The sequence below is a fragment of the Puia sp. genome, from assembly GCF_035546395.1.
Taxonomy (GTDB): domain Bacteria; phylum Bacteroidota; class Bacteroidia; order Chitinophagales; family Chitinophagaceae; genus Puia.
The window spans coordinates 941,583-958,187 of record NZ_DASZXR010000019.1; the positions used below are offsets into that span (position 1 = coordinate 941,583).

The 16,605-nt window shown below is 55.9% G+C and carries 17 protein-coding genes; 7 read left to right on the forward strand and 10 right to left on the reverse strand.

The genetic code is table 11. The features are described 5' to 3' along the window. The first annotated feature begins 203 nt into the window (after positions 1-203). The 3 genes from VHE34_RS30175 (at position 204) to VHE34_RS30185 (ending at position 2,556) form a co-directional block, all read left to right on the forward strand. Positions 204-629, forward strand: coding sequence for a response regulator (locus VHE34_RS30175; protein ID WP_325595141.1), 426 nt, complete (start codon positions 204-206; stop codon positions 627-629). A gap of 117 nt (positions 630-746) precedes the next feature. Further along, positions 747-1,055: a hypothetical protein gene (locus VHE34_RS30180; protein ID WP_325595143.1), complete on the forward strand. Its 309-nt coding sequence runs from the start codon at positions 747-749 to the stop codon at positions 1,053-1,055. 142 nt (positions 1,056-1,197) lie between these two features. Next, positions 1,198-2,556 (forward strand): c-type cytochrome, encoded by a 1,359-nt coding sequence (locus VHE34_RS30185; RefSeq protein ID WP_325595147.1) that lies wholly within the window; start codon positions 1,198-1,200, stop codon positions 2,554-2,556. Here the strand turns inward: VHE34_RS30185 and VHE34_RS30190 are convergent. Then, positions 2,550-4,313 carry a cytochrome c oxidase subunit I gene (locus tag VHE34_RS30190; protein ID WP_325595149.1) on the reverse strand — a complete coding sequence of 588 codons (1,764 nt, stop codon included), beginning with the start codon at positions 4,311-4,313 and terminating at the stop codon, positions 2,550-2,552. The two genes, VHE34_RS30185 and VHE34_RS30190, sit on opposite strands and share 7 nt — an antisense overlap. Before the next feature lie 260 nt (positions 4,314-4,573). Here VHE34_RS30190 and VHE34_RS30195 point away from each other — a divergent pair, with 260 nt between their 5' ends. Then, entirely contained in the window at positions 4,574-4,984 is a 411-nt protein-coding gene (locus VHE34_RS30195; RefSeq protein WP_325595151.1) for a hypothetical protein, read from the forward strand. A gap of 147 nt (positions 4,985-5,131) precedes the next feature. After that, complete coding sequence (locus VHE34_RS30200) at positions 5,132-6,112, forward strand: EndoS/ChiA family endoglycosidase (protein ID WP_325595153.1); 981 nt, start codon at positions 5,132-5,134, stop codon at positions 6,110-6,112. 4 nt (positions 6,113-6,116) lie between these two features. Here the strand turns inward: VHE34_RS30200 and VHE34_RS30205 are convergent, their stop codons facing one another. From VHE34_RS30205 to VHE34_RS30220, 4 genes are all read right to left on the reverse strand, one after another. Next, entirely contained in the window at positions 6,117-6,953 is an 837-nt protein-coding gene (locus tag VHE34_RS30205; protein ID WP_325595155.1) for an aminotransferase class IV, read from the reverse strand. A gap of 2 nt (positions 6,954-6,955) precedes the next feature. Continuing rightward, positions 6,956-7,162 carry a P1 family peptidase gene (locus VHE34_RS30210; RefSeq protein WP_325595505.1) on the reverse strand — a complete coding sequence of 69 codons (207 nt, stop codon included), beginning with the start codon at positions 7,160-7,162 and terminating at the stop codon, positions 6,956-6,958. Positions 7,163-7,179: 17 nt separating this feature from the next. Beyond that, a complete protein-coding gene (locus VHE34_RS30215) occupies positions 7,180-7,428 on the reverse strand; it encodes a DUF4884 domain-containing protein (RefSeq protein WP_325595157.1) in 249 nt (82 codons plus the stop codon). A gap of 130 nt (positions 7,429-7,558) precedes the next feature. Next, on the reverse strand, positions 7,559-9,952 hold the full coding sequence (locus VHE34_RS30220) for an FG-GAP-like repeat-containing protein (RefSeq protein ID WP_325595159.1): 2,394 nt from the start codon (positions 9,950-9,952) through the stop codon (positions 7,559-7,561). Between the two features lie 118 nt (positions 9,953-10,070). Between VHE34_RS30220 and VHE34_RS30225 the strand changes: the two genes are divergently transcribed. After that, a complete protein-coding gene (locus tag VHE34_RS30225) occupies positions 10,071-10,394 on the forward strand; it encodes a hypothetical protein (RefSeq protein ID WP_325595161.1) in 324 nt (107 codons plus the stop codon). 31 nt (positions 10,395-10,425) lie between these two features. On the opposite strand, the gene VHE34_RS30230 is transcribed toward VHE34_RS30225, so the two are convergent. Together VHE34_RS30230 and VHE34_RS30235 are read right to left on the reverse strand one after the other, a co-directional pair. Continuing rightward, a complete protein-coding gene (locus VHE34_RS30230) occupies positions 10,426-11,007 on the reverse strand; it encodes a TetR/AcrR family transcriptional regulator (protein WP_325595163.1) in 582 nt (193 codons plus the stop codon). Positions 11,008-11,016: 9 nt separating this feature from the next. Next, positions 11,017-11,772: an SDR family oxidoreductase gene (locus VHE34_RS30235; protein ID WP_325595165.1), complete on the reverse strand. Its 756-nt coding sequence runs from the start codon at positions 11,770-11,772 to the stop codon at positions 11,017-11,019. Between the two features lie 131 nt (positions 11,773-11,903). Here VHE34_RS30235 and VHE34_RS30240 point away from each other — a divergent pair, with 131 nt between their 5' ends. After that, complete coding sequence (locus VHE34_RS30240) at positions 11,904-12,515, forward strand: hypothetical protein (protein WP_325595167.1); 612 nt, start codon at positions 11,904-11,906, stop codon at positions 12,513-12,515. 89 nt (positions 12,516-12,604) lie between these two features. On the opposite strand, the gene VHE34_RS30245 is transcribed toward VHE34_RS30240, so the two are convergent. The 3 genes from VHE34_RS30245 to VHE34_RS30255 all read right to left on the reverse strand — a co-directional run bounded on the left by VHE34_RS30245 (position 12,605) and on the right by VHE34_RS30255 (position 16,553). Then, a complete protein-coding gene (locus tag VHE34_RS30245; protein ID WP_325595169.1) occupies positions 12,605-13,396 on the reverse strand; it encodes a polysaccharide deacetylase family protein in 792 nt (263 codons plus the stop codon). A gap of 14 nt (positions 13,397-13,410) precedes the next feature. Next, positions 13,411-15,399: a glycoside hydrolase family 97 protein gene (locus tag VHE34_RS30250; RefSeq protein WP_325595171.1), complete on the reverse strand. Its 1,989-nt coding sequence runs from the start codon at positions 15,397-15,399 to the stop codon at positions 13,411-13,413. A 74-nt stretch (positions 15,400-15,473) separates the two neighbouring features. After that, positions 15,474-16,553, reverse strand: coding sequence for a DUF2652 domain-containing protein (locus tag VHE34_RS30255; RefSeq protein WP_325595173.1), 1,080 nt, complete (start codon positions 16,551-16,553; stop codon positions 15,474-15,476). Between the last annotated feature and the right edge of the window lie 52 nt (positions 16,554-16,605).

Consider the following 16,605-nt stretch of genomic DNA (forward strand, 5'->3'; position numbering starts at 1 on the left):
GTCTCTATAATTTATTTAGAGCCTTATTATGATTACGAACCAGGTAACTGCAATTACAAAAAAAAGACAATCCGTTAGAACGATTGCGCCGCCGGGTGCTCCACATCTATTCGGTCCATCGATCGACCGATGATACCGCACCTCATGTAAATGCCCCTACTCATTTACGTTCGGCAATTGTAAATCCATTAAACGATCTCTCCATGACACAAGAATTTCCATATGTACTGCTAGCTGATGATGATCCCGACGACAGAGAATTCTTCGTCTCCGGCATGCGGCGCCTGTATCCGCATGTCGGCGTTATCGTGTTCGACGATGGCGATCATCTTTTGGAATACCTGAAAGACTGTCCTTCCCAGTCGTTCCCCGTCTATATCCTGCTCGACTATAAAATGCCACGGCTCAACGCTCCGCAATTCCTCCAGCAAACCGGGTCCGGTACCCGCTACGATTGGATCCCAAAGATCGTCTGGAGCACGTCCCCGCTAAAAAGGGATATGGAAGAATGCCTCAACCAGGGAGCGATCAGTTTTGTGATCAAGCCGGTCAGCGAGCCACTGCTCGACAATATGCTGCGGTCACTGGAAATTTGGATAAATACTGGGTGCGTTCACCAAACGCAATGAGACGCGAACTCCTGATCCCCCATAAGTCAGCATATTTTTGTAGGCCTGGCCCCCCATTCACCGGCACGCCAAGTCAGGTCATCTTCTGCGGAACTATCCCGTCAAAAGTTTCACCCCTTGATAAAGCGCAGATGGCGCGCGCTGATCAACAAGAACGGCGTCTGCCATCAGTGCAGTCATATCAACGAAATTTTTAATCCTAAACAGGATCAGCAGGAGCAGCTGATGAAGCCGGAGCTGGTAAAAGCGTCAAAAAAATACAATCGGGAAGAGCTCTTGGCCCTGTGCACAAAATTGGTGAAGGCGATAGATCCCCTGAATGCCTCAGGCACCGATCTGCACGAAGTCATTATGCTCTGCCTCCGGACCGCGATTGGCGAAAAAGCCGGTCTCGTAGACAAGGATCAGAACCCCGGTGCCGGCTGAGTCGGAAGTCCAGCCACCGCATCCAGGCCCGGTCCCGCCACAAGAGCCAGTGCATAGCCCTGCAACACAAGCAACCGAAAAGCCTCACCAGCAACTTAGCCACCAACCCCACGCGGCGAACGCCGCTGCAACACTCCGCCCCATGGCACAATTTTTTAATCCCCAACCCATCATGCGCCGTCCAATCCTCCGCAGCACCCTCCTGCTTCTCATCCTCGCGATCACCATCACCAAGGCCTCCGGCCAGGCAGCCGCCCGGGCAACCCCTCAAGCCCACACCAATACTGCCCCCGCAACAAACGCCGCAACAAACGCCCCCGCAACAAATGCCCCCGCGCCCACCACCGCCGACGGCAAAGCCCTCTTCCAAACCAACTGCGCCCAATGCCACAACCCCATTAAAGTCCTCACCGGCCCGGCCCTCAAAGGCGTCACCGACCGCGTCACCGACCGCAAACTCCTCCACGACTGGATCCACAACAACACCAAGGTCCTCGCCTCCGGCAACACCTACTTCAACAACCTCTTCAATCAATACGGGCGCGCGCCCATGAACACCTTCCCCAACCTTTCCGACGCCGAGATCGACGCCATCCTCAACTATGTCTCCAACTACAACGAGCCCCTCGCAAAAACCAACACCTCCCTCAACCCGACCGAACAGGCCCCCGAAAATCATACCCTTCTCTATGCCATCGTCACCTTCATCCTCGCCATCTTCGCGATCGGCCTGTACATATTGAACGTCAGCCTCAAACGCCTCGCCGACGAAAAGCGCGGTCTTCCACCGTCCCCCCATATCCCCATCTATCGGCACAAAACCTACCTCGTCTTAGCCACGATCGTCGTCTCGGTCCTGATCGGCTACTACCTCGTCGAAGCAGCCATCGGCATCGGCCGCCAGCAAGCTTACCAACCCGTACAACCCATCTTCTTCTCCCATCATGTCCACGCCGGCCTCAACCAAATCAGCTGCCTCTTCTGCCACACCAGCGCCTGGGACGGCAAAACCGCCACCGTCCCACCCCCCAAGGTATGCATGAACTGCCATGCCGCCATCAACGATTACCACGGCGAACGCCTCGTCCGTGAAGACGGCTCCCGCGTCAACCCCGACGAAGAGATCCAGAAGCTGTACAGCTACACCGGCTATGACCCCGTCAAACAGCGATATACCAAACCCGGCCATCCCATCCAATGGATTCGCATCCATAACCTACCCGACCATGTTTATTTCAGCCACGCCCAGCACGTCCGCGCCGGTAAAGTGCAATGCCAGACCTGCCACGGTCCGATCCAGGACATGGACGAGGTCCGCCAGTTCGCCCCCCTCAGCATGGGCTGGTGCATCAACTGCCACCGCACCACAAAGATCGACTTCCCCGACTCCGCCGGCCACGGCAACAAATTCTATAGCACCTACTCAAAAAAATTCAAAAGCTACGACAGCGTCACCGTTGAAGACATCGGCGGCACCGAATGCCAGAAATGCCATTATTGATCTTCGACCGGAGCCGGCACAGCCGGCTCCTCAACCCCCGACGGCCGCTCCGTCTGCGGCCGAAAATCCCGCCCATCACGGCCATACTCATAAGGCCCGCGGTACACCGCCGGGATCTCCCCCGGCCAATTCCCATGGCCGGGCACCACCGGCGTCGTCCACTCCAGCGTATTGGCCTCCCAGGGATTCAGGACCGTCACCCGGTCCCCCCGAAACATGGAATAGAAGAAATTGATCAGGAACACCAGCTGCGTCGCAAAAACCACCACCGCCACCGCGGAAATGACCTCGTTCAACCCCTGGAACTGGTTGAAAGAGACCCAGCCGGAAAAATCGAAATATCGCCGGGGCATACCCGCGAGCCCCTCGTAATACATCGGCCAGAAGATCAGGTAGGCCGCCGGCAAACTGATCCAGAAATGCACATACCCCAGCCAGGGATTCATCATCCGGCCGAACATCTTCGGAAACCAGTGATAGATGCCCGCAAACATCCCAAACACCGATGCCACCCCCATCACGAGATGAAAATGAGCGACGACGAAATAGGTGTCGTGCAAATGGATATCTATCGTCGAATCTCCCAGGTAAATGCCCGTCAGCCCACCGGAAATAAAGAGCGATACAAATCCGATCGAAAAAAGCATCGCCGGTGTGAACCGGATATTCCCCCGCCAAAGCGTCGTGATCCAGTTGAACACTTTGATCGCCGATGGCACCGCGATCAACACGGTGAACAACACAAAGACCGATCCCAACAGCGGGTTCAGCCCCGACACAAACATATGGTGGGCCCAAACCAGAAAGGAAAGACTCAGAATGGCGAACATCGATCCCACCATTGCCGGATAACCAAAGATGGGTTTGCGGGCGTTGACACTGATTATCTCCGAGACCATCCCAAAGGCCGGGAAGATCACGATATACACTTCCGGATGCCCGAGGAACCAGAACAGGTGCTGGTACAATATCGCACTCCCACCGTCATACGGCAAGATCCTCCCCGCAGCCGGTAAGTAGATCGAATTCAGGTAAAAGCCGGTACCGATATTTCGATCCATCATCAATAGGACAAACGCCGCAAACAACACCGGGAAGCTAAGCAACCCCATGATCGCCGTGAACAGAAGTCCCCAGACGCTTAGCGGCAGTCGGTTCATCGCCATGCCCTTGGTGCGCATGTTCAGGATGGTAGAGATGTAGTTGATCCCTCCCATCAGGGTCGAGACGATAAAAAGAGATAGCGCCAGCAACCAAAGATCGAGCCCGGTCCCGCTGCCGGTATCGGCCTCCCGCAGCGCGCTCAACGGGGCATATGCCGTCCAGCCTACACCGGAAGGCCCGCCCTTGACAAAGAAAGAGCAGATCATCACCACGCTGGCGGCAAAAAAGAACCAATAGGAAAGCATATTGACAAAGGGAGAAGCCATATCCCGCGCACCGATCTGCAGCGGGATCAGGAAATTGGCAAAAGTACCGCTAAGCCCCGCCGTAAGGACGAAGAAGATCATGATCGTGCCATGCATCGTCATCAGCTGGTAGTAGACCCCCGGCTGGATCTTGCCCCCGGCAAATTCAGCGCCGCCAAGATCGAGAAAGGAGAAGGAAGAATTGGGGAACCCCAGTTGTAAGCGCATCAGTACCGAAAACGCCCCACCGATGATGGCCCAGACTATACCTGTGATGAGGAATTGCTTTGCAATCACCTTATGATCCGTGCTGAACACCCATTTTCGCCAAAAAGACTCCTTTTCCATGCCTACCCAGATACCTCAATTCTTATGCCCGCCCCAAAAAATATTTATTGACAACCAAGTAGTTACCCTGAGCAAGCCCCCCCAGGGGCACTATCTTTCCCCGATACGCGTTAATTAAAAGTACTGGAAATGTCCTTTCAGGAAAAATAGGCCATTTCCAGCACATGGCTTAAGTCTGTCCTTCGGACAAGCCGCTTCCAGCGGCTTGGAAGGGACCGTACCCTAATTCGATCCACATACCCTAAACTGAAAACGACTCTATGAAGCACATAGATTACCTGTACTTTAATATCTATAATTATTTCTACAGGTTAAGCCACTACCGGCCCACTAATTACTTCCGGACCCAGGCCATGTTCCTCTTTTCCCTCGGCTCCGGCGGCTGGCTCCTCTTAATGGAATCCGTCTACTTGAAATTCATCAAGCATACGCGTTTCACTTCCCCGATGCAGTCCATGATCTTCGCCAGCAGCATCTACCTGCTCACCGCGGCCCTGTTCCATTATATCTTCATCGTCAAAGACCGTGACCAAAAAATATTCGGGAAATATGAAGAACTCGCTGAGCAGAATCCCAAACAAAAAAAACACTTCTGGATCTCCATATTCGTTCTGGCATTGCCCTATCTCGTACTCGCCTCTTTCGCGATAATTTTTCCCCGTCCTCATTAAAGATCAAAGTCGGGGGCCACGCCCCCGACTTTGATCTTAAGTGCTACTCTCTATCACCCCTATTTTAGCAGCACGCGATTGCGAATTCCCCGCTAACTTCCCCTACGACGGGAAAAACCGTCACTTTAACCATTAAACGCTTGTATTATGAAAAAGCAATCCTACGCGCTCGCGTTGTTGGCTACCTTTGCCATCACATCCTGCTCCAGGATGAACAATCTCAACGATCCGCTGTCCTCCACCGCCACCGACGCCGCCAATGCCTCTGCGCTCACTGGCACAGCGGCAACCCCTCTCGCCCTTCCCACCGCCCCTAATAACAAGATTGCCTACTACGCCTTCGACGCCACCCCCACCGGCAGCCCCGTTGTCAATCTCCCGCTCATCAACTTTGCCAACGCCGCCAACGAGGTGGTCCTCTTCGAAGGCTCCGCCTGGGAGATGGCAGACTCGGTCCACTATGGCAGTAGCAGCAGCTACATCCTCACCGTCAATCCGCATTATCATTCCTATGCATCCATCATCGCCGACGTCCGCGTCCTGCAATCCCGCGGCGTAAAGGTCCTCATGAACGTCGACGACGCCGCCTCCTGGAACACCACGACGCCCTTCACCACCTGGAACGGAACGGGCCTCAACTATACCCAGTTCGCCGCCTTCGTAAAAGCCTGCATCATCGACTCCCTCCACTTCGACGGCATCGCCCTCGACGTCGAACATCTCGGCAGCACCCCCGCGAACACCAACTATACGAATCTCATCAAGGCGTTCGGCAGTTACTTCGGCCCCCTGTCGTCAAATAGCACCACGACCGTTTACACGGCAGCCATCTATGACGGCGCCGCCGCCGGTACCGCCATCGGGCAAAATACCAGCGTAGCTCAGTATCTGAACTTTGTTGAAGATATGGGCTATTGGGAAAATAATACCACGCGCTTCAATCGCTGGGCCACTCACATCGGCAATTCCAAAACGATGGTCGGCGTCTCCAAACAATACAACAGTCTCAGCAACGCCACCACCGCCGCCGCCTGGGAACCCTCCGGCGCCAGGAAGGCCGGCATCATGGTCTTCGCCGGCAACGTCGACTCCTCTTATACAAACACCATTTTCCGCGCCGTAAAATAATCACTCAGCGGCGCCCATAGGGCGCCGCCCTTTTATACAACTCCGCGCTGACCCACTTAGCCACCGGCCCGATCCGCCCATCCCCAATCCGCACTCCATCCACCTCCGTCACCGGCACCACATGCTTCGTCGTACTCGTGATAAAAACCTCGTTCGCGGAAGTCAACTCCGCCAGCAACACCTCCCGCTCTTCCGTCGCCAGTCGCCCATTCACCGCCTCCAGCACCTTCATTCGAGTGATCCCCTTCAAAATATTCGTCCCCGGCGTCACCAGCACATCCCGGTCCGTCAACAGGAAAAAGTTCGACCGCGGACATTCCGCGATCACCCCATCCCGGTGATACAGCACGTCATCCGCTCCCTTCTCCCGCAGCAAAGGCTGCAGCCATATCGCCACCAGGTAGTCGATCGTCTTCACCTCCGGCAACTGCCGCAGATGCGGATAGGTCATCAACCGGATACTGTGTGTAGGCTCCGCGCTGACCGGGACAGCAAGCAGACTTTGATGGATCACCAGGTTGGGCTGCGCCAGGCTGTAACCGTCCGGGGAATAGCCACCCGTCAACGTCAGCCGCACACCCGAATTCGCGATCCCGTTGCGCTCCAGCAAAGCCCCGATCCGTTGTTTCAATTCTACCCGGTTCACCCCGGCATCCAGCCGCATCGCCGCCGCCGAGTGAAAAAACCGGTCCAGATGCTCGTCGAGATACACCGGCTCCCCATCCATCGTCTTGAAAAAGTCAAAGATGCCATACCCGCGTTGGATCGCCAGGTCGCCGATCAACAGCGAAGCCTCGTCGGCCGGAACCAGCGAATCATTCACAAAAACAAAATGCGGCATATTTATTTGATTCGGTTGTATTTCTTCAAAATAGGGATCACCTTGTCCATCGGCAACGCTTCTACCGTTTCCCGGATCCCCTTCGTCTTCCTGGCCGCAAACAGCGAATTGATTATAGCCTCCTCCGTTGCCTCTATCGCCGCCAGGAACAACGGCGAGACCGCGTCATTGTTCAGTTCGATCCGGGTCCAATCCCAACAAAAGGCCAGACAATATTCTCATGAAGCTAATGTACGACTCTCGTCTCATTCTTCACCGCCGTACTATCCGTCCTGGCAATAGCCTCCCCATTGCAATTCGTAAAATAAACATAGTAATTCCGGTCCCAGAACCGGTACACCTTACATCCATCATGTTCAAAAAGATAATCGACCTTATAGTCCTGGTTGTTGTGAGCAGGCTCCTGCGAGATGGGTTGCTGAACGGTGCAGGAGGTCACCAGGAATACCGGCAACAAAAGGGGTAAATAGCGCATAAAACAGGTTTTCCAAAAAGATAGAGATTCCTGCCGCCCCATTTAAACCACTGCTCCTTTTTAACCGGCGCTTAATCGCTATTTAATCGGACATTAATACGCCGCTGCAAACCAGCACGCCGCCGCAGTCTCAGCGCCGCACCTGCTCGAAAAAGAAAACCCCCTTCTTATTCGCCACGATAATATCCGGCAACCCATTGCCGTCAATATCCTGCACCAACACCTGCAGCCCCACTCCCGAATCCATATCCACCAAATGCGGCGTCCAGGAAGGACTAACCCCTGGATGAAACTCGAACCAATACAGCAGCGAAGGCTCATAGGCCCCCGGATCCTCGCCATTATGCGCAAAATACCGCTTCCCCGTCACCAGGTCAGGATGCCCGTCACCGTTGACATCGGCCAGCGTCAAGGCATGGGTCTCCGACACCCCGGAAAAGATCGGGTGATGTACCCACCCCGTATCCGTTTTCTCATGCCACCAGATACCATACCGATGGGCGCTGCTGCTCACCAGCGCCATCCGGCCATCGCCCCGCACATCCAGCGGATAGATCTGCGCACAGTCCTCCCCAAGCCCCGCCGGATGAAACACCCATCCACTCTGCATCACATCCGCCGGCCGCTCCCACCAACCCTTCGTGACCACCACATCTTTACGGCCATCCCCATTCATGTCGATCAACCCCATTCCATGCGTATACCGGTTGACCCCCGGCGTCCCCGCACCCGAAGCAATGACATGCCGCGTCCAAACGCTGTCACCCTTCCGCACCGGCGGCTTCAGCCAGATCACTTCCTTCGCGATCGGATCGTTACACAACAGATCCGGCCGCCCATCCCCATCGACATCCACAAAGGCCGGCGATTCGTTCCCGCAATGGCTCAACAAAAAATGCATCGGCCAATACCCCGGCTTCTTCCCGGGATTCTCATACCACACCGCCTCTTCCCCCGGCAGACTGATCCGGATCAGGTCGGGCCACCCGTCCTGGTTCACGTCAAGCGAATAGTTCAAAAAAGAGTTGCTGAACTGAGTCGTGGGGTCATATTGCTTCGCCTCCGTCAACGCATGCCGCGTCCAGCCCGGCGCCTCGAACCAATAGGCGCCCGCAAGGATATCCGGCTTGCCGTCGCCATTCACATCGGCGATCGCGGCGCCCTCGGAGATAAAATCGCGGGTCAGCACGTGTTTCACAAAACGTCGGTCAAGCGCCATCTCGATGCCGCCCACTTTCACCGTCTCCCCGACGATGCTTCCCCGCTTGACCACCAGGATCACCTTCCGGATATTCTCGATGGCCGTCAGCGGATTGTTGTCGACGACCAGCAGATTGGCCCACTTGCCCTTCTCTATCGTCCCGCACTTCCGGTCCATTCCCAGCGCCCTCGCGGCCGTACTCGTTGCCGCAACGATCGCATCGGCAGGAGTAAGACCCGCATCATGCACCAGCAACCCCATCTCGCTTTGGACGAATTCCTCCTGGTCATCGTCCGTTCCCGCACAGATCAGGACACCCGCCCGGTAGGCCGCGGCAGTATAGTATTTTGCGATAGCATAGCTGTATTCCATCTCTGGATCCCGTTGGGCCCATTGATGATAAGCCGACATCGTCGCATCCAGGATGGTGCCATGCGCCTTCATCGCATCAAAGAGCTCGCTCAGATCGGGTAGGGAATCCTTCCAGAAATTGGGACGCAGTCCCCTTTTTTTCCAACTGGCCGGGATTCTTGCGAATTTCTCCCGCACCAGCAACGGGCTATGAGAGATCGACCCCACTCCCGCATTAACCATGTCGGAAGGCCGGGCTGGGTCCAGCCAGGCATGACCCCAGACCAGCAACCCTTGCCGGTGCGCCGCGTCGACGATCTTCCGGACAAGCGCCGCATCGATATCGGCATAAAGCTTGATACCCGTGGCCCCGGTCCCCTTCGCCTCCGCCATCGCTTCATCAAGATCCGTAGCATTCGTCACCCCCAGCATATAAGGCATCGCCCCGGCTTTCCCGCCCTGCGCCGTAGCGATCGACCGCGGATCGTCAAAGAACGAGGGCCCTGCCATCAGCGCCGAGTAATAGAGGTCCGGCGAAACGATATCTCCCACAAAGGCGTCCCTCGACAAGCCCGCAAGGGTTCGCGCATCGCCGGCCATATCCCGGACGATCGTGATCCCACTGCGCAGCATCCGGTCGAGGACGGCAAGCGTGGCCGCCCGATTGTCCGTGCCCGAGGGATCGGTCGCCATATGCACATGCGTATCGATCAATCCCGGCAGTAGATACTTACCGGTCATCGCGATCCGCCGGACCGAGTCGGACAACGATACGCTGCCATCCGGGTACACGGCCGCAATGATCCCATCCCGGACAACGACCGTCTGTTTGGTGGCACCCGACGGATGATTCGCATCGATGATCGTAACCCCCGTCAGGGCAAACGCACCCGGGATCGCCGGCGATGCGCTCTGCGCGGTGACTCCCGTCAACACCCCAAATGTTAAAAAGGAAAATAGCAGCTGCTTCACGTTCAAATAGTTTCCATGAACTTACGCCAATTATCGACAATCATCAAATTGGCCTGGCAGAGGAATTGCAGCGATAACCCCGAGGTACCCATTCATTAACAAAAAAATCGATCGAGTCATGCAAAACCAAAATGAGAAGCAGACGGTAAAGAAACCGTCTCCCGAACAATCCGGGCAATCCGATATGCAGCAAAAGGATAAACAGCAGGCGGATAAGGAAAAACAGCAGGCTGACAAGGACAGGCAGCAGGCTGATAAAAAAGTCACTGGCCAGCAGCATACCGGTAACAACGATGGCGCCCCAACAAACCCAATGAAGAACATGCCGAACAAGAACCAGCAACAAGATAAGAACCAGCAGCAAGGAAATAAGAACCCGGGCAAAACGGACCCTGATACGCAGGACGATATGGGCAGCGGCAAACGCCAGGACGACAATTGACAACGAGGGGGCCAAAAACCCCCTCTTAAATTTATTTCAACGCCGACAACGTCACATCCACAATATCCTGCAACACCTTCCGATCCGTCCCCGACCGCGCAGCCACCCGCAACGCCGTGATCGCCCCAAAAAGAAACCGCGCAAACGCCCGCGCCGTCTTCCTCGTATTAAATTGCCCCGCATCCTGTCCCTTCTTCACCAGCCGCGTCAACGCATCCTCGACATTCCGTTTGTTTTCAGCAACCAATTGACCTATCTCCGGGTCCAATGCCGAAAGCTCGATCGAAGTATTCACCATAAAACAACCCTTGTTCAATTCATCCACCGCACATTCCTGCAGGAGGCCCGAAAAGATCCCCCGCACCCCCTGCTCCGCGTCGCTGGCCTGGTTGGCATATTGGATCAAGGTCGTCTCATACCGGTCCTGGTACTGCTTCAGCGCCTTCAGGAAGAGCGTCCGCTTGTCGGTATAGGTATCGTAAAGGCTGCTGCGGCTGATCCCCAATGCCTCGACCAGCTGTTGCGCCGAAGTAGCATGATACCCGTTGCGCCAGAACAACTCCACCGCCTTGTCGAGAATGGCGGCCTCGTCAAACTCTTTCTTGCGGGCCATACGGCAAAATTAATCAACAATTGGATTGACGGTCAGACCTCCATCAACCGTGATCTCAGTGCCGGTGATAAAGGAAGAGTCATCGGACGCCAGGAACCTCACCGCCTTAGCGATCTCCTCCGGCTGAGCAAAACGATGCAGCAGCACCTTCCCGCGCAGCAGCTGCCCAAATCCATCCACCTGTTCAGCAGTAAGGCCGAGCTTGCCATACAAGGGGGTCGCAACCGGCCCGGGCGACACCGCATTCACCCTGATCCTCCGGGGAGCCAGCTCCCGCGCAAATACCCTGTTCATCGACAGAACCGCACCCTTGCTCGCCGAATACACACTGCTGTCCGGTGCACCGATGCTTGCATTGATCGACGTGTTGAAGATCACCGACGCACCATCATTCAGCAGGGGCAGGAACTTCTGCACGGTAAAAAAAGGCCCCTTTACATTCAGCTGCATGATATTGTCAAAATGCTCCTCCGAAGCCGTCTCCAGCGAAGCGAATTGCGCCACCCCGGCGTTCAGGAACAGGACATCCACCTTCCCAAAACCCGCCTTCACCTCCTTCACCAGCGATTCAATAGCTGCCAGCTTTCCCTGGTCGGACACGATGCCCGTCGCCCCCAGTTCCTTCGCCGCCTGCTCGACCGTCGCCTTGCTCCGGCCTGTAATAACAACTTTTGCCCCCTGCTCGATGAGCTCTTTTGCCGTGGCATATCCAATGCCCGTGGTGCCGCCCGTAACGACCGCAACCTTATTCTGCAGCGTGTTCATATTATCCTGTTTCTTGTGTTTTGTCATATTGACAACACAAAGATAGGTATTTTGGAACGATCGTTCCAAATATATTTTTTCGGCAATTTTCAAACCATTTGATCGTTATAGCTAGGCCAATACCTATCTCCATGAGAATCATCCCCGCTCTGCCGGTCCTCACCCTCGCCCTCGCGCCCTTCCTCACCCGGTGCACCAACGCGGCTTCCCATGAAAAGACTCCCATTTCCCCCAAATCCTCACCCGCCGCCGCCAAAAAAACAAACCCCAAACCGGACACCCTCGCCGTCGAACCGCAGACCACCCATATCGCCTCGGGCTATTTCAACTCCCAGGTCAGCCGCGTAGTTTGCTATTCCTATCTCGATATCGAAGATTATGAAGAAGACACGCTCACCAGAGCCCCGATGTTCCAGATGATGCCCGGCTTCTCCCGCTATCTCTGGAAATACGATCCGCATCCCAAGGTAGTCCTCACAAAAAAACAGACGCGCAAGCTGTTGGCCATCATCAGCTCGCCAAAAACCTACAAGCCCTTGCAATCGACCTGCCGGTCGCCCCGCAACTGCTTCTGCTTCTACAACAAGAAAAAGGAGATCATCGGTTATTACGAGGTCAGCTTCGAAAGCGGCCGCCTCATCGCCGTACCGGGATTCCCAGGCAGCGAATCAGGTACCTTCACCGCAACCGGCCTGAAAAAATTGCGCAGCTTCTGCCGCTCCGCCGGGATCACCACCCGCTAGCAACCCCCGGCGCCGCCACCACCCGTCAACACCCCTCCGGTAAGAAAGCCCCCACGCCCCGTCTTTCCCACCCGCCAACAAGCCCTCCGTCAACGCGCGCCAACTCCCTTCTTTTTCATCACAAAGTCCATCACCTCCCGGAAGGTCCCCACCCAGATCGAGCTCCGGTGTTCCACGAGATAATCCACCAGCTTCTGATGCACATCCGTATCCGTCGTGATATAGTCGCCGCCAATCCCATGGAACATGATCACTCCCATCCCCCCGCTGTTCTCCACCGACTTGACAAAGCCGATCAACGCATCGGCCGGCGTATGACCCTCCAGCCCCAGCGCGGGCACCCGTAAAGGATCCAACGTAGCCGGATTGGTGATCACCGCCCCCGTATCCCCGCCCACCCGTGCATATTTGATCAACCCATACCGCCGAAGCGTGTCCACATAGTCCTGCCCACCCACCGCGGTCTCTGTGCAGGGATAAGCATAGGTACGGTCCGTTTGGCCATCCACCGCAAACAACATCCGGTTCATCACCTCGATCTCCCGCATCATTTGATTGGGCGTATACCGGTCCGAAGACACAGGGTTGTCCGCCCCATTGATACAAGGATGGAAAAGGGTGTGATTACCCAGCTCGAATCCCTCTTTGGCCAGCTTCCTCCACCGGGGCAAAGTGATATAGTCCATATCCGCGGTCAGGAAGAAAGTGGCCTTCAGCCCGGCCCGCCGCAACTGCGGCACGGCCGTATCCAACTGCGACTTCAACGCATCGTCATAGGTCAGCACGATCGCCGCCTTCTTATGATGCGGCCACTCGATCGGCTGCGCCGCCACACGCACGCCGATCAGCAGACCGGCAAACAGGAAGCAAATTTTTATCATAATAAAAAGACAATTTATTTCGGCCGCAATCGCAGCAAAAACCCACCTCCCGCCGCCAACGGGATCTTCATCGAACCGGTATCGTCCGTCACCCCCGAACTCAGAACATAATCACTCCCATACCGGTCGGCATTCACCCCATCACGGCAAAGAGTATATGCAAATTCCCCGCCGCCTAAAAAATTCAACGGGATAAAAGCATATCTCTCCGTCCAGTCCGTCATCCCCGCAATAAACCACTCCTTCCCCTTTCTCCTCGCAGTAACAATAAATTGCCCGATGCGCGCGTCCACGATCACCGTGGTGTCCCAGGTGCTGGGCACACTCCCCAGCAATTCCATAAATTTCGGCTCCAGCATCCCCTGCGAAGGATTCCCGGAAAAGATTGGCATGGGATTGTCATAGACGACAAACATCGCCAGCTGATGACATCTCGTCCCCTGGCTCATTGGGTTACCCTCCACCATCCGGAACGCCCCCTTCGCCGCATTGTTGAGGATTCCAGGCTCGTAATCCATCGGTCCCGCCAGCATCCGGGTAAAAGGCAGGATCAGGTCGTGTCCGGGCGTGACCTTGTCGCTCCAGATATTGTATTCCGATCCCAGCACGCCCTCCCGCGTGATGGCGTTCGGCCAGGTACGGTTGAAACCCTTTGGCGGATAGGCGCCATGATACATGATCATGATCTTGTGCCGCGCACAGGCTGCGGCAATCCGGTGATAGAATTGCACCGCCTTCTGATCGTCCCGGTCGATAAAGTCAGTCATGATAAAGTCGGCGCCCCATTTGTTGAATTGATCCAACGCCGGTTCCAGCTGCCGGTCCAGCGTCAGGGCCAGCGTCCACATGCTCAGCCTGACGCCCCGCAGCCGGGCATAGGCAGCCAGGGTGTCCATATTGATGTCGGGGTTGATCTTGAATAGATCGCTGTTGTCGCTCCATCCCGCGTCCATCATGATCCGGTCAAAGCCGAATCTTTTTGCAAAGTCGATATAATATTTATAGGTATTCGTATTGATGCCCGACACAAATGGAACGTTGAAAAGATTAGTATGAATGATCCATTCGTCGGTGCCCTTGCCCGGGTGCACCCAACTGGGGTCGGCTACCCGCGACGGCGCACCGAGCCGGTAGACAAGATCATTGCCCGGAAGGTCCTTGTCCTCGGGCGCGATCAGCATCACGCGCCAGGGCAGCTGTCGCGTCCCCGCCACCCGCGCGATATAGTCTGCCCGCCGCGTCACCACCTTTTGAGGGAACTCACCCGGGTTCACCCGTTCCTCAAGCGGGTAGGGCGCATTCACTCCCTCCAGTGTCGGGCCCGGCGCACAACGAAAGAACATGCCCGGGTAGTCATCGAGGTCGGATTCCGTGACCCCCACCGCCGGACCCGACTCCGGCCGGACCAGGACTGGCGAATAGGCGATCGCATCGCGCCCGATGCTGTCCATCGGCCGCAAAGGATACAGTTCCTCAAAAGAGGTATGGAAAACATCGACATCCTCCCGCTTATGTATCTCCGGGAAATAAATACCCGGCCGGCCCGCAAAATGATAGGTCGCCGTCTCGGAACGAATAACCACGCTGTCTTTGAAAAGGAGGCCGATGCGATAAGCAACCCCGTCGTCATAAACCCGGAACGTTACCGTATAAGGCCGCCGGAATCGCAAGGTCAATTCGTTGTAGACATCCGGGATGACCCGCCGCTTCTCCGGCACCGGCGAAACGATCCGCTCCTCCACCCGCCGCAAGCTCTTATCGCGAATGTCGTCATCCACACTCAGCCCCTTCCCGGCGGCCAGCAACGCATCGATCCCGCAAGACCCCGCTAACAGCTTCCCATCGTAAAACACGCTATACCGTAACTGCCCCTCCATCCACACCGCTACCCGTACCGCCCCGGATGGCGAAGTCACAAAAAAACTATCCACGGACACCGCAGGCGCCGCCCCAACCCCGCCCCCAATAAAAAAGAGTAAAATGACAGGCAACCACGTTCTCATCTCCGAAAGATACGAATCCCGCCACAAAGTCTGTCGCCAATAAGTATTCCGCCACAAAGGCGCCCGTCACAAAGTCAATCCGCCATCGCATACTTCGGCACCTCCGGCAATACCTCCTCGATCCGCTCCAACCCCCTTCGATATTCCTCCTCCAACCGCCTCTTCCTCGTCCAATCAAACACCCACCCACCCAACAGCCCCTGCACCCGCCAATGATCTATCGTCAGCCTGCACCTCCCCTCCGCCAACAGCACGATCGTAAAATAGTCCAGGTCCTGCGTACTCTCATCAATCTCACTGAACTCAATATGATCCGGCTCAAAATGATAGCTGCTGGCCCGGACAATACTCTCCCCCTCTGCCCGGTGAAACCGCGTCCGCATCCCGATCCTCGGCAGCCAGTGATTCAGCTCCTCCACTTTCCGTACACCCTCCTGCCAGCGATGCCGGAAAGAAACATTCCCCGCCGCATGAAGCAGGCTGACCATATCCGTGCTGTACTCCCGGCTCACCGAGAACACCTTGGTCCGCCGGGCAAATTCCGACGCAGGGAATGGATCGGGCTCAAGTTCATTCTTCAGCTCGCCCAGCTGCACATACTGGAAGCCGATCTCTCCCGATTCCGTCTGCTTCATACTGGGAGTCCATTCCATCCAGGACTCCGGCCCCTCCAGCGGCTTCGCCGTAAGACAGGGATCGGTGACCAGCCAGTACTCATGTTGATCGATATCGTTCTTTAACAGCTGGTGGGCAACGATCACATCCTTCCCGATCAGCTTATTAAAGCTCTTCACATTGTAACCCGTGAATTCGCCGTAATGGGTGATTATCTTCAGCGTCAGCCCCGCCGCCGATTGACAGGCCCTGCACCGGCAGAACCGGCTCTGATCGTATGCCCTCAGATGCCTGTGAAATCCGCGGAACATGGCCGCCACCTGCTTGTATAGCTCATCCATTCCCGGACACTCGCCGAACTTGTAAAAGAGTATCGCATCGCCTTCGATCTCCGATACCTCCAGGCCGCTCTGGTTGGCGTTGATCAGCGTCTCGAGCAGCTCCTGCACGATCAGCCGGCTGTGATCGATATCCGTCGAGTTGACGAATTGGGTGAACCCGCTGATATCCGGAATGAACAACAGCCCCCTGTTTTCCATTTTTTTTCTTTAAAGTTACTATATCTTTAAGTAGTCCGACGGTGAAAAACAC